General features: G+C 68.6%; 11 protein-coding genes. 7 read left to right on the top strand and 4 right to left on the bottom strand.

The features are described from left to right. Positions 1 to 24: 24 nt before the first annotated feature. The 5 genes from OG966_RS38920 (at position 25) to OG966_RS38940 (ending at position 7,178) form a co-directional block, all read left to right on the top strand. Positions 25 to 660 carry a TIGR03086 family metal-binding protein gene (locus OG966_RS38920; protein ID WP_326654836.1) on the top strand — a complete coding sequence of 212 codons (636 nt, stop codon included), beginning with the start codon at positions 25 to 27 and terminating at the stop codon, positions 658 to 660. Between the two features lie 90 nt (positions 661 to 750). After that, a complete protein-coding gene (locus tag OG966_RS38925) occupies positions 751 to 1,596 on the top strand; it encodes an NAD(P)H-binding protein (protein WP_326654838.1) in 846 nt (281 codons plus the stop codon). A 475-nt stretch (positions 1,597 to 2,071) separates the two neighbouring features. Beyond that, a complete protein-coding gene (locus OG966_RS38930; protein ID WP_326654839.1) occupies positions 2,072 to 3,724 on the top strand; it encodes a DUF2079 domain-containing protein in 1,653 nt (550 codons plus the stop codon). A 95-nt stretch (positions 3,725 to 3,819) separates the two neighbouring features. Next, positions 3,820 to 5,403, top strand: a complete 1,584-nt coding sequence (locus OG966_RS38935) for an FMN-binding glutamate synthase family protein (protein ID WP_326654840.1) — start codon at positions 3,820 to 3,822, stop codon at positions 5,401 to 5,403. Positions 5,404 to 5,450: 47 nt separating this feature from the next. After that, positions 5,451 to 7,178 (top strand): thiamine pyrophosphate-dependent enzyme, encoded by a 1,728-nt coding sequence (locus tag OG966_RS38940; RefSeq protein ID WP_326654841.1) that lies wholly within the window; start codon positions 5,451 to 5,453, stop codon positions 7,176 to 7,178. 107 nt (positions 7,179 to 7,285) lie between these two features. Here OG966_RS38940 and OG966_RS38945 read toward each other — a convergent pair whose 3' ends face one another. Together OG966_RS38945 and OG966_RS38950 are read right to left on the bottom strand one after the other, a co-directional pair. Then, the gene (locus tag OG966_RS38945) at positions 7,286 to 7,828 is read right to left on the bottom strand and encodes a hypothetical protein (RefSeq protein ID WP_326654842.1); all 543 of its coding nucleotides are present in this window, start codon (positions 7,826 to 7,828) and stop codon (positions 7,286 to 7,288) included. Positions 7,829 to 8,028: 200 nt separating this feature from the next. Beyond that, a complete protein-coding gene (locus tag OG966_RS38950) occupies positions 8,029 to 8,928 on the bottom strand; it encodes a serine hydrolase (RefSeq protein WP_326654844.1) in 900 nt (299 codons plus the stop codon). Positions 8,929 to 9,364: 436 nt separating this feature from the next. Between OG966_RS38950 and OG966_RS38955 the strand changes: the two genes are divergently transcribed. Continuing rightward, a complete protein-coding gene (locus OG966_RS38955) occupies positions 9,365 to 9,790 on the top strand; it encodes a VOC family protein (protein ID WP_326654845.1) in 426 nt (141 codons plus the stop codon). Between the two features lie 30 nt (positions 9,791 to 9,820). On the opposite strand, the gene OG966_RS38960 is transcribed toward OG966_RS38955, so the two are convergent. Together OG966_RS38960 and OG966_RS38965 are read right to left on the bottom strand one after the other, a co-directional pair. After that, positions 9,821 to 11,353 carry a SpoIIE family protein phosphatase gene (locus OG966_RS38960; protein WP_326654847.1) on the bottom strand — a complete coding sequence of 511 codons (1,533 nt, stop codon included), beginning with the start codon at positions 11,351 to 11,353 and terminating at the stop codon, positions 9,821 to 9,823. Between the two features lie 332 nt (positions 11,354 to 11,685). Further along, positions 11,686 to 12,288 (bottom strand): GOLPH3/VPS74 family protein, encoded by a 603-nt coding sequence (locus OG966_RS38965; protein WP_326654848.1) that lies wholly within the window; start codon positions 12,286 to 12,288, stop codon positions 11,686 to 11,688. A gap of 384 nt (positions 12,289 to 12,672) precedes the next feature. Here OG966_RS38965 and OG966_RS38970 point away from each other — a divergent pair, with 384 nt between their 5' ends. Then, positions 12,673 to 13,791, top strand: a complete 1,119-nt coding sequence (locus OG966_RS38970; RefSeq protein WP_406730222.1) for a PP2C family protein-serine/threonine phosphatase — start codon at positions 12,673 to 12,675, stop codon at positions 13,789 to 13,791. Positions 13,792 to 13,875: the final 84 nt, after the last annotated feature.

Here is a 13,875-nt window from a genome sequence, read left to right on the forward strand (position 1 = left end):
TATTTGGCTTCCAGGATGGGGGTCATGACCGAAACCACGAACGTCGCCGAGACGGTGACCGCCGACACTGCCACACGCGCAATCGCCCCTGGCGCCGATCCCCGTCCGGACCTCGCGAAGGCTGTCGCCATGGCCGGACGCACTCTTGCCGCCGTCCGTCCCGACCAGTTCGACGGACCGACGCCCTGCGCCGAGTACACCGTCCGGCAGTTGTCCAACCACCTCGTCGCCATCCTGCGCAGGGTTGCCGAAATCGGGCGCGGCGGTGACCCCTTGAGCATCCCGGCCATCGCGGACGACGTCGCCGACGGCGACTGGTCGAAGACGTGGGACGCCGCCGCCCGCGAGGTCGAGACCGTATGGTCGCCACCCACGATCCTGAGCCGGCCGCTGCGCCTGCCGTTCGGCACTCTGCCGGGTGCGGCCGCCGCCATTGTCTACACCTCTGAGTTCACCCTGCACACCTGGGACTTGGCCACCGCCACCGGGCAGTGCCCCTCATGGGACCCGGCAGTGCTGGCGGTCTCTCTCGCGGCCATGCGACGCGCGGTGCCTGCCGAACCGCGCGGTGGACAGGTGCCGTTCGCCGCCGTTGTGGACATCGACGCGGACGCGCCGGACATCGACCGGCTCGTCGCCTGGTACGGACGACAGCCGTGAGCCGGAGGGCGCGGCGATGGCAACCAACCTGAATGACCACCGTGAATGACGACCGAATGACCACCGTGCATATGGAAATGGGAGCTAATCGTGATCGTGACAACAGGAGCCACCGGGAACGTCGGTCGACCGCTCGTGCGGGCACTTGCGGCAGCCGGTGAGCAGGTGACGGCGGTGTCCCGAGGGGTCTCGAGTGTGGACGTGCCGGAGGGTGTCCGGTACCGGCAGGCGAACCTTGCCGACTCTGAGAGCCTTCGGCCCGTCTTTGACGGCGCTGACGCGTTGTTCCTGCACGACACCGGTGCCGGTGTGCACCTGTTGAGCCCGCAGGACATCCTCGACATCGCGAAAGCCGGCGGGGTCGGACGGGTCGTGCTGCTGTCCTCCCAAGGAGTCGCCACCCGGCCGCAGTCGGCATCACATGGGGGAGTGGGACGGTCCTTCGAGGACGCCGTCCGCCAGTCGGGCATGGACTGGACGATCCTGCGGCCTGCCGGCTTCGACTCCAACGCGTACGCCTGGGTCGAGTCCGTCAGGGCCAGGCGGACCGTCGCCGCGCCGTTCGGGGACATCGGTCTGCCGACCGTCGATCCGGCCGACATTGCCGAAGTCGCCGCCGTAGCCCTGCGGGACGACGGTCATGCGGGGCACGTCTACGAGTTGACAGGGCCTGCCCTGAGTACGCCGCGGCAACAAGCCGAGGCGATCGGCGACGCGCTCGGCGAGCCGATCCGGTTCATCGAGCAGACCCGCGACGAGGCCCGCACGCAGATGCTGCTGTTCATGCCCGCGACCGTGGTCGAGACCACCCTCGACATCCTCGGCATGCCCAACCCCGCCGAGCAGCGGATCAGCCCCGACGTCGAGCAGGTCCTCGGCCGCCCACCCCGCACCTTCGCTGATTGGGCGGCACGGAACATCGGGGCCTTCAGGTGACCTCAGGGGTGGCGCTTCGTCGGTGATCTGAAGAAGCGTCCGGCTGGTTCCTCTGGGGCGCTTCTCGTGGATTAGTGGATCATTCGGGGCGGGGGCCGGTGTCCGCCATGCGCTGTGCGCCTACCGCGGCGTGGCGCAGTACGGCGACCGGCCCCTCGACCGAAGCGACCCGCAGGCGCCGACTGCCTTGCCGAACCTGTTGCCCGGCACCACCTCGGCCAGGGTTGAGGGAGGCGAGTGTCGAACACGCGAGGCCCGAAAAATGCCGGTTTGTAACGGAAGAGCTTCTAGGATCTGACCGGCACCCCTCGCCTGTCCGGAGGGTGTGCGGCTGCCGGCCTGGGCGGTGGTTCGTCTGCGATACCGTCCGGCGGGCGCCGTCCAGGGTCTTCGTACCCGGGCGGGGCAGTGGGATCTGCGAGGGCCGGCGGTACCGATGATCGGATGAACCCGGGAAGGGCCTGGGAGGTCTGGTGTGTCTGCTGAGTCGGAGGTGCCGCGCCGTGGACAGGGCCGCTCGGCCGAGGTCCTCCCTGCCCTCCGGACGGATCCGTCACCGGTAAAGAAATGGGTCCACTGGTCGCTGTGGGCCATGCCGGGGGTCCTGGCTGTCGTGTACGTGGTGGTCTCGGTGCGGTTGCATCAGCGGATGCTGACTTCCGGCTACGACCTGGGCATCTTCGAGCAGATGGTGCGGTCGTACGCGCATGGGGATCTGCCGGTTGTGGAGCTGAAGGGCCCCGGGTACAACGAGCTCGGTGACCACTTCTCGCCCATCGTGGCCACGCTGGCGCCGTTCTACCGGCTGTGGCCGTCCCCCTACGTGCTGCTGCTGGCGCAGGCCGTGCTGATGGCGGCCGCTGTGGCGCCGCTGTCCCGGTGGGCGCTGGGGGCCCTGGGGCCGGTGGCCGCGCTGATCGTGGGGCTGGGCTACGGCCTGTCCTGGGGGATCGCCTCCGCAGTCGGCTTCGACTTCCACGAGGTCGCCTTCGCCGTGCCACTCGTGTCGTTCTCGCTGTGCGCGCTGGGACAGGGACGGCCGCGGGCGGCTGCCCTGTGGGCGCTGCCGCTGCTGCTGGTGAAGGAGGACCTCGGGCTGACCGTCGCGGTCATCGGCCTGCTCATCGTGTGGCGCGGCCGGCGCAGGCTTGGGCTGGCGACTGCAGTCGTGGGCGTCGTGGGCACGCTCCTCGAGGTCCTGGTCATCATTCCCGCCTTCAACCCGACCGGGCGCTACCCGTACCTGAACTATGTGTCGGAGGGGTCCGGCGGCTTCGCGTCCCTGGTCTACCGGTCCACGGTCGGCCTGGTTGCCGCCCCCGACCCCAAACCCGTCACGCTGGTGCTGCTGATGGCCCCCACAGCGTTCATGGCCCTGAGGTCGCCGCTCGTGTGGGCTGCCGCACCCACGCTGCTGTGGCGTTTCTCGTCGAACAACTCGCTGTACTGGGAAACCCGCTTCCAGTACAGCGCAGTGCTGATGCCGATCGTGTTCGCGGCGTTGATCGACGGCCTCGTCCACAAGCCCGTCGATCAGCGGCTGCTGCGGCACACGCTGATCGTGGTCGCGGCGGTGACCGCGCTCCTGCTGCCGCCGTTCCCGTTGTTCCAAGCCGTCCAGCCGAGCGCCTGGCACACCCCCGCCCGGGTCGCGGCCGCACGCCGGATCCTGGCCCGCATCCCCGACGGCGCCACCGTCGCAGCCTCCAACCTGCTGGTCCCCCAGCTGACCGGCCGCACCTCCGTCACTGAATTCGGCATGCCCGGCAGCCGGCCGGACCCGGAATGGATCATCGTCGACACCACCGCCCCACGTACCTTTCCCGTCGACAGCGAGCAGCAGGCCCAGCTGATCGACGAGGCCATCGCCCAGGGTTACCGGACCGAGGCACACGTCGGGGAGTATCTGCTGCTGCGGCGGCCCCTACGTTCGAAGGCCGCCAGGCCTTCCTCGCCCCAAGCCCATCAGGCCGACCGGAGCAGAGCCTCCGGCGCACCCGCCGGTCCACCCGTCGCCATGCCCTCCCCGAACAAGGCGCCCATCAGCCCGCCCATCTCATGGGGGTCGGTACCGACCGGGACGAACAGCGGCTCATGGAAGATCGCCGCACGCAGCGCTTCGGGGTGACCCAGCGCGGGTTGGTCAGGACCACTCCACCGCCGCCCGCATGACCAGCGAATGGCAAATGGATTGGCGACCGGTCCTCGGGAAACAAGCGCGATGTGCTGAAGATACTCCTGGTCGCCCTGCTCGGATCGCTCTCAGTGGGAGCCGTGGTCGCCGCCGTTCTGGTCCGGCCCGGGTGGTGGGCCGCGGCCGCCCCACTGCTCGTGCTTGCGCTGGTGGCCGCGCACGATCTCCTGCAGCGTCGGCATTCCGTCCTGCGGAACTACCCCCTGCTCGGGCACCTCCGATTTGCGATGGAGGCGCTGCGACCAGAGCTCCAGCAGTACTTCATTGAGCGGAACTTCGACGGTCGCCCCTTCGATCGTGACACGCGGAGCATTGTCTACGAGCGCGCCAAGGGCACCGACGCCGAAGAGCCGTTCGGCACCGAACTCGATCTGTACCGGGCCGGTAGCGAATTCCTCACGCCGTCCATGGCCCCGCGACCGGTGCGCAGCGACGCGCCCCGGGTCCGGATCGGCGGACCCGACTGCACCCAGCCCTACGACATGGCTCTGCTCAATGTTTCGGCGATGAGCTTCGGTTCGCTGTCGGCCAATGCCGTACTGGCCCTCAACACCGGAGCCCAGCTCGGCGGCTTCGCCCACGACACCGGCGAGGGGGGACTGTCGGAGTACCACCTGCGCCCCGACGGGGATCTCGTGTGGGAGATCGGCACCGGATACTTCGGGTGCCGTACGCAGGACGGCGACTTCGACGAGGGGCAGTTCGCCAAGAAGGCCGCCCACGAGCAGGTCAAATGCGTGTCGTTGAAGATCAGCCAAGGCGCCAAGCCCGGCATCGGCGGCGTGCTGCCGGGCGCCAAGGTGAATGCCGAGATCGCGAAGGTCCGCGGCGTTCCGCAAGGGGAGACCGTCAACTCACCGCCCTTCCATCGCGTCTACTCCACCCCGTGCGAACTGGTCCGCTTCCTCGCCCGGATGCGCGAGCTTGCCGACGGCAAGCCCGTCGGATTCAAGTTGTGCCTCGGCTCACGCCGCGAGTTCCTCGCCGTATGCAAAGCCATGCTGGAAGAAGGCACCACGCCGGACTTCATCATCGTCGACGGTGCAGAGGGCGGAACGGGCGCGGCGCCGCTGGAGTTCGCCGACAACGTCGGCCTACCGCTCGGCGAAGGGCTGATGGCCGTACACAACGCCCTCGTGGGCGTCGGGCTGCGCGACCGTATCCGTATCGGGGCCAGCGGTAAGGTCGCCACCGGCAGCGATCTCGTCAAACGGCTCCTCCAGGGCGCCGATTACACCAATGCCGCCCGCTCCATGATGTTCGCGATCGGCTGCATCCAGGCACAGCGCTGCCACACCAACACGTGCCCCGTCGGGGTCGCCACCCAGGACGAACGACGCGCCCGCGCCGTCGACGTCGGTGACAAGTCACGGCGCGTGCACCGCTTCCAGCGGGCAACCGTCAAGAGCGCGCTCCAGATCATGGCGTCGCTGGGTATCGACGACCCGAGCGGGCTGCGGCCCCACATGCTGCTTCAGCGGGTGAACGCGCACACGGTCCGCTCCTACGCGGAACTGTACGAATGGCTCACACCCGGACAACTTCTCGAATCGGCACCCAGTAGCTGGGCATCCGACTGGCAGGCGGCCGACCCCGATCGCTTCACCCACTGAACCCGGCACTGACCCCGACCTGCCGAACCGGACCGGAGGACACTCCTGTGGCACGAACCGTCGCCCATGTGATCGTCGACGCACTCAAAGATCTGGGCGTCCAGCACGTCTTCGGAGTTGTCGGAGACGCGCTGAATCCGCTGACTGACGCCATCCGCACCACGGATGGCCTGACCTGGGTCGGCTGCCGTCACGAAGAGGCGGCGGCCTTCGCCGCCGGAGCGCAGTCCCAGCTCTCGGGAACCCTCGGCGTGTGCATGGGCACCGTAGGACCTGGTTCCGTACACCTCCTCAACGGACTTTACGACGCGGCCAAGAGCCGCACCCCCGTCCTCGCCGTCTGCGGCCAGGTGCCCCTCGCCGAGATCGGCAGCGACTACTTCCAGGAAGTCGACAACGACCTGCTCTTCCGTGACGTGGCCGTCTACCGCGCCACCGTCACCTCCCCGGAGCAGATGCCGCGGATGCTGGAGTCCGCCGTACGCGCGGCGATCAGCCGGCAGGGAGTGGCCGTACTGACCGTGCCCGGCGATCTGGGCGACCAGGAACTGAGCGACGACCGGCCCGCACGATTCGCCCTCGATCGCCCCGTCTCCCGGCCGGACGACCCGGCCGTCGCCGAGGCCGCCGAACTCCTCAACGCCGCCTCCCGCGTCACCCTGCTCGTCGGCCGCGGGGCGCGCGACGCACGCACCGAGGCGCTCCGGCTCGCCGACCAGCTCGCCGCGCCCATGGTGCTCACACTCAAGGCGAAGGAGGGCTTCGAGGACGACAATTGCTTCCAGGTGGGTCAGACCGGCCTGATCGGCAATCCTGCCGCCGCTCACGCGCTGGACAGCGGCGATGTGCTCCTCATGCTGGGCACCGACTTCCCCTACCGGGACTGGTACCCGAAAGGATGCAAGGTCGTCCAGATCGACAAGTGTGAGGAGCACCTGGGCCGCCGGGTGCCCGTGGACGTGGGCCTGGCGGGAGACGTCGGGGCCACGCTGCGGGCCCTGCTGCCGCTGCTGAAGGGGACCGCCGACCGCGCTCACCTGGTCGACGCGCGGGAACGGTTCGCACACTGGCAGGAAGGACAGCAGCGCCTGGCCGACCCCGGTCACGAGCGCCGCTGGACCGGGAAGCTGCGGGCGGCTCTGGACAATCGCGACCACGAGATCCGCCCCGAGGCACTGGCCGCCGCCGTGGACAGGTATGCCGACGAGGACGCCGTCTTCACCTCCGACACCGGTATGGCCACCGTCTGGCTCTCCCGTTTCGTCACTATGCGAGGCAGCAGGCGCCTGATCGGTTCGTACAACCTCGGCTCGATGGCCAATGCCATGCCGCAGGCGCTCGGAGCCCAACTCTGGGCGCCCGACCGCCAGATCGTCGCCTTCTGCGGGGACGGCGGGCTGAGCATGCTGCTGGGCGACCTCATAACGATCCATACGTACCGGCTGCCGGTGAAGCTGGTGGTCTTCGACAACCGCCGCCTGGGCATGGTCAAGCTCGAACAGGAACAGGCGGGTCTGCCCGAATTCGGCACGGAACTCCACAACCCCGATTTCGCCGCGGTCGCCACCGCGCTCGGTCTGACCGGCATCCGTGTCACCGACCCTGCCGATCTGCACGACAGTGTGCGCCGGGCGTTCGGCACCCCGGGCCCGGTCGTGCTGGACATGCTGACGAACCCCGAGGAGATTGCCGTGCCGGGGAAGCCGAACGTGGCGCAGGGCTGGGGCTTCGCCATCGCCAAAGTCAAGGAGGTCCTCTCGAGCCACGAAGACTGACCGGCCGCGCGGCGAAGCACGGGCGCGTCGGTACCGGCGGGCCTGAGCGCCATCGAGCAGCACTGTGCCGATGTGCCCCCGCAGATATCCGGGGCACCGAGCCGCGGTCAGATGCCGGTGGGCAGGGCGTCGTGGGGGAGTTGGGCGAGTATGAGGCGGCCGTCCGCGCGGACGTTGCACTCGCTGACCGTCCGCGCTGCCTGCTGGACGTGGCCGCCCTGGGTTTCGAGGCGGAGGGTGACGGTGACTTCACCGAGCCCCTGGCGATGTCCGTCTTCGGCGGCGAACCGGCGGTAGAGGGTGTGGGGCCAGCGGTCGGGGTCGCTGTCCTGCCACACCTTCACGGCAGGGTCGTGGAAGCGGCATTTCTGTCCACCGTGTGGCTCCTGCAGAAAGGAGTGACTCAGCGGCAGGACGCCCAGCAGGGGGACGAGGCGGGTGTGCAGGTCATGGTTTTCGACCAGCCGGTGGCGCTGCCAGTGCCTGCCGGAGGGAACAGTCATCCGCACCGTGGCGAGCAGGTACGGATGTCCGTCCGGGGCGGTGACGGGAAAATCAGCCCGCCACACCGGCCAGGACGGTACCGGAGGATTCGGCTCCGGTAACGGGCCCTTCTGGCTGGTCAGATGCACCCCGTGTTCGGTTTCCACAAGTAGATTATGACCCCGTGCCCTGCCGTCGCGGGTGCGATCACCGATACGCCGTTCGGACTCCTTGGAACCGCGCCCACCCCGTCGCCGCTGCGGTTGTACGCCGTGCCGGCCGAGGGGCTGCACCGGCGGGCCCTGACCGCTGGAGGTCGCCCACCCGGCCCCTGCTTCTCCCGAGGCAGGGGCCGACAGGGCAGAGGTCAGCGGATGATCGGGGACACAGGAGGGGGTGTGCTGCAAAGGACACGTACGGCTGACTGCGCTGCCTGCTCCACGGCGGAGATGCCGTGGGACATGCTCGAGCTGCCCTGAGAGAGGATCACGAGGTAGAAGGTGCTCCCGTGTGCTTTCACCCGTCCCATGCTGTTGATTGCCCAGCGTTGGGAGTCGGGGCGCGGCAGCCAGCCGTTCTTGAGTTGCCAACGGCTGCCTGCCGCGGACACCCCCCAGTCCTGGTCGGCGTCTATGTGGCCCATGAGGGTCTGGATCAGGTCGCGTGAGGCTCGGTTCAGCGGTGAATGGTCGTCGAACACTGCGGACAGCAGGGCCAGCTGGTCCGCCGCGGTGGTCCGGGTGAGCCCCCAGTGGGGGCCCGACCCGGCTTGGGTGGAGGTCAGCCTCAGGGTTCTGTTGGCGTCAGTGAGTCCTTGACCGCCGCCGATCCGGTCCCACAGGGCATTGGCGGAGGCGTTGTCGCTGCTCCGGATCATCGAAGCGGCGGTCGATTCCTCCCACGGGGTGAGCGGCCGCCTCTCGCGCTGGGCGCGTAGCAGCAGGGCCGCCAGAATATTCACCTTCACGAGGCTTGCGGTGACGTGCGCTTGCGAGCCGTACACCGCTCGCCGACCGTTCCTGGGTTCCAGAACAGCGACCGAGATCTGAGTGCCGCTCCGCGTTCGGATCGGTTCGATGGAACGCGCGAGCGCACGCTTGACATCCATCGGAGCCGGCGTCCGTGTGCCGGGGCTGCGGCTGCTTGACGGCGCTTTGGCCGGCTCCCCCTTACCCGACGTCACCGGCGCCTGGCTCTCCACCGGGGAACGTCCACCCCGGTCACCGGCTCCGTTCTGACCGGCAGCAAAGCAGCCCGTGAGCAGCATGCCCGCAGCCGCCCAAGCCAGCGCCCGGTGTATCCGCCCCCGGCCGGCGGCGGTCTCGCCGTGTCTGTCCGGGTCGGGCGGGACAGGCTCCTGGCCTATCTGCTGGGACGAACAGGCATCACCAATCGGATTCACCGGGAACCTCAATCGAAGAAGAAGCGGGCGGCAGCCGGAACGGAAAATATGCTCCTAGTCTTTTCCGGGGTGAGGTGCGCCGCATCCCGGCGCGGTCTCTTGCCGAAGGCGCAACACGCTGACCGCAGACCCCATCTGACCGACCCTCGGGACGAAATGAAGGCCCAGCCCTGCCAGGACCTCTGGTTCCTCAGGGGGCGCGGAAAGGCCTGGCACCGGGACCAGAGGCGGCCGCTGCGCGACATGGCGGGGCGGGGGGCAGGTACGCCTCTCCGTCCACTCCTCACGGCACAGTGGGGCTATGAACGCAGATGACAGGAACCTTCTGGCCCGGGCACGTGTAGCGACCAGGCTTCCGGCCCAGGACCTGGACCGGGCGCGGCGTTTCTATTCCGAGCAGCTCGGTCTGGAGCCCGTCGATGAACGGCCCGGTGGGCTGCTCTATCGGTGCGCAGGCGCGGACTTCGCACTGTTCCTGTCGACGGGAGCCTCGCCCGGCACCTTCACTCAGATGGGGTGGGAGGTCGACGACATCGAGACAGTCGTGTCGGAACTCAAACGGCGCGGCGTGGTGTTCGAAGAGGTTGACGTACCCGGGTTGCGAACGAGGGGCGGGATCGCCGAGATCGAGGGGAACTACCCGAGCAAGGGCGCACGGGGTGAACGCGGTGCCTGGTTCCGTGACAGCGAGGGAAACATGCTGGGCATCGGCGAGCTCGTCGTCTGAGCAGAGCGCCCCTTCGCTCCTTGAGAGTTCTCAGGGAGCGGGCGGCTGTGTGCCGTCTTGGCTGATCACGGAGGGTAGGACTCGGGCGATGAGCAGAGCGACGTCGTCGTGGTCGCCGGGGTGGCGCAGGGTGTGCAGGAGCAGCTCGCAGGTTTCGTCCAAGGAGCGGTGGGGGTCGTCCAGGAGGGCGAGCAGGGTGTCCAGGCTGGCGTCGATGGGCTGGTCGCGCCTCTCGACCAGTCCATCGGTGTACAGGACGAGCTGATCGCCCGGATGCAGGGCCAGTGTGGTGGTGTGGAAGTCGGTGTCGCCGACGCCCAGTGGGGTTCCGGTGGGCAGCTCGAGCAGTTCGTGCCTTCCGTCAAGGCGGAGGAGGGCTGGGGGCAGGTGGCCGGCGAGGGAGATGCGGCACTGGGCGCCGTGCGGGTCGTATACGGCGTAGACGCAGGTGGCGATCGTGTCCTGCTCCAGGTCCTCGGTAATGTGGTCGAGTTGCTGGAGGACCTGGGCGGGGTCGAGGTCGAGGCCGGCCAGGGTGCGGGTGGCGGTACGGAGCTGGCCCATGCTGGCGGCGGCGCTGACGCCGCTGCCCATGACATCACCGACAACGAGGGCGGTCTTGTCGCCACCGAGCGCGATGACGTCGAACCAGTCGCCTCCGATCTCGCTGGCAGCCTGGGCCGGCAGGTACCGGGAGGCGACAGCCAGCCCCGGCCGCTGCGGTGGCGAGCGGGGTAGCAGGCTGCGCTGGAGGGTGAGCACAGTGCGGCGTTGTTCCTGGACGGCACGGTGCCGCTCGGTGACGTCCACGCTGGAGGTCACCACCCCGAGCACCTTCCCGTTGGGCGCTTCGAGCCGGTGGAAAGAGATCGACCAGGCATGCTCGTTGTCCGGGTCGGCCGGGGTGCGGCCGACGGTGTACTGGTCGATGACCGGGGTGCCGGTAGCCAGTACCTCGTGCATCGTCGCCTCGAAGGAGTCGTCCAGGAAGGGCAGCACCTCATGGACGTGGCGGCCCACATGCTCGGCGGCAGGCACGCCGTTCATCCGCTCCTCCGCCGGGTTGACGGAGACGTACCGAAGGTCGGTGTCCAGTACACCCAGTCCGATGGGTGATTGGGACACCAGTCGCGCGGACAATGCCAGGTCCCGTTCGACCTGCCGCAGTGTTGCCTGATCCGTGGCCAGACCCAGGGCGTAGTAGTCACCCTGGTCGTCCTGCAGCCGCATGTTGCGGAACTCCACCAGCCGGGTACTGCCGTCCTTGTGCCGGACGGGGAAGACTCCGGCCCAGCTGCCACCACCCTCCATGACCTGGACGAACAGGTTCAGCACCGTCTCCAGGTGGTCCTCATGGACCAGCAGGCGGCCCGCGAACTCGCCGAGAGCCTCGTCGGCGCTGTAGCCGAACAGGTCCTCCGCCTGCGGGCTCCAGAGATCGATCCTGCCTTCGGCGTCAAGGAGAACGGCAGCCACGCTCAGCACATCGAGGAGGCCACCGGACGCGGTGGGAGCGACGCCCGCCGTGTCGGGACCGGTCCGCAAGGACTCGGCTGCACACATCCCAGGCCCTCCTCACTGCACACGCCGCCGCCCAGGGGTGTCAGGGCGCCCATCAGAGCCCGCGGCTCGGCTTGCGTGGCTCTGCCTCCCCCCATCGTCTCCCGGGAGGGGCTGCATCGGCATCTATGGAAGTCGCGAGCCCGACGGTCGGCGACTCGGGTCGCCGAGGGGGGCCGCGTAGCGGCTTCCGGCCGCCGCGGGTCTGTGGCCGCCGGAAGTATCGTGGCCGCTCACCACCACGCCCGGAACTTCGCGGCCGGCCCGTTGCCGATCTGGGAAGCCAGGAGTCTGTGATGAGGCTGGTGGCGGGCCTCGCCATCAGCGCGCCTTCGTCATTGGCCTCGCCAAATGTTGTCGAAGGCCGCGTCTTCGACGGCTCGCCGTTGCCGGACGGCTTCCAGTTCCACCACCGCGTCATTGACGGCCGCCAGAACTGTCGCCACCGCGTCGTCGTCTAGGCTCGGAGAACTTTCCGTCCGCTTGTCCACAATCCCGACGGCGGCGGCAAGGGCGGCGAGGACGGGCTCATCCGATGTCCATCGGTCCGTCGCCCGGCGGCGAGCGGGCGAATCGACCAGGACCGTCTGCCCGGTCCGGAAGGGCCCGCGTCCGCGTTGCCGAGTGACCTGGCCGTCCTGCTCAAGGGCTGCCACATAGGCCGAGGACAGGCCGCGACCTCTGCGCCACAGCCAGTCGCCGACCGACTCATGCATCGCTTGTCGATCAAGCGACGACGCGGCCTCATCCAACAGGCGATCATCCATTGTCGGCCGATGGCCTGGCACGATGTGATCGCCGTCCAGGCTGATGGCCTCGGCTCCGAGGAGGTCGATCACCTCGGCTCCCGCGAGCGCGAGCGACAGATCCCCCTGCTCCACAGGGCGACTGGACTCCATGTCCATGGCGACGAACAACAGGTCACGCGGTGTGGTCATGAGTGGCTCCACGTCAGAGGCATCAGTAGCGATGCGTCGTTACTGAGCAACTGGTCCGGCAGTCGGTATGACGCCGAGCGGCATGGTCGGCTGCCCTTTCTCGGTGGCCTCCATCGATCGCTGAACGGATGTGCCGCGCGTTGCCAGCGGTCGTGAAGTCCGGCCCAACACTCTTCACAGGATCATGTCACTGACCGTGCGGCCGGTGCAGAGGGAAGGCGGCCCGGGCGAGCTTTGCGCCATCACGGCGCGGCCGAGCAGCGGCGGGGATGGTGATCTCGATCGAATGGACCGCATATCCGCGGTTCACGCGGCTGATCGCCGCGCATGAGTTGCGTGTTCCATCGAAGCCCCATGCGCGCTTTGACCGATATGATGCACTTTGTGATCATGTCCGGACGGCTGCGGCGCCGTCATGCCCCCTACGGCGGCCGGTGGGACGGTGCCCTGCTGTCACCGGTGATTGTTACCGTCCTCATCGCCGGCCTGGCGTTCTCCACACCGAGGGAGATCGCCTTCAGCCGCCTCCTGCCCGCCGCACCCGCCCTTGCCGCCGCGATGTGGCCCGTTTTCCCCACGATCCTGCTGGGGACGTTCTGCCTGCTGGTCATGATCGGCCTCAGCTTCTTTTACACCGACCTGGGGACGCCGTACACGGCGGCCGCGATCGTCGCGGTTACCTTGGCGGCCGCGTATGCAAGCCATGTCCGACTCGAGCGGGAGGAGATCCTCTTCCACGTCCGGCTTGTCGCCGACGCGGCCCAGAAGGTGCTGCTGCGCCCCCTGCCGCGCCTCATCGAGGACGTCGAGATCGAGTCGCTGTATCTGGCGGCCCAAGAGCAGGCCCGGATCGGTGGCGACTTCTATGAGGCGGCCGACACGCCGTACGGGGTCCGGCTGCTCATCGGCGATGTGCGCGGCAAGGGCCTGCCCGCGGTGGGGGCGGCCTCGGCGGTGATCAGCTGCTTCAGGGAGGCCGCGTACGACGAGCCCGATTTGAGGGGCATCGTCCATCGCCTGGAGATCAGCATCGCCCGCTACAGCGCCGCGTTCCCCGGCCAGGACCTGCCGGAGCGTTTTGCCACCGCTGTTCTCGCCGAGATCACGCACGGCAGCGGCCAGGTCAGACTCCTCAACTGCGGGCACCCCCCGCCGCTGCTCGTGCACCATGGGGAGATCCGCGTCCTGGAGCCCACCACTGCCTCGCCGCCCCTCAACCTCGCGACGCTCATCGGAGACCGCTACTGGGTCGATACCATCGCCTTGGCCCCGGGCGACCAGCTGCTGCTCTACACCGACGGAGTAACGGAGACCCGGGACCGCACCGGAGAGTTCTTCCCCCTGCCGGAGTGGATGCGACGGCAAGGCCCGGCGCCGCCCCGCGAGCTGCTCGACCGGCTTCACCGGGACCTGCTCCGCTATAGCGGCGGCAGACTCGAAGACGACATCGCGGCCCTCGCCGTGCGCTGCCCCAGCACCCGGGCCCAGGAGTACCCGGAGTAGGTGGCCGGAAGCCGTGGGGTGGGACTCACCGGCCGTCCGGGCACGGTGCCGGGATCGCAACCCGTGGGAAGACTGCGGATCCTC

The organism is Streptomyces sp. NBC_01750, from assembly GCF_035918095.1.
Taxonomy (GTDB): domain Bacteria; phylum Actinomycetota; class Actinomycetes; order Streptomycetales; family Streptomycetaceae; genus Streptomyces.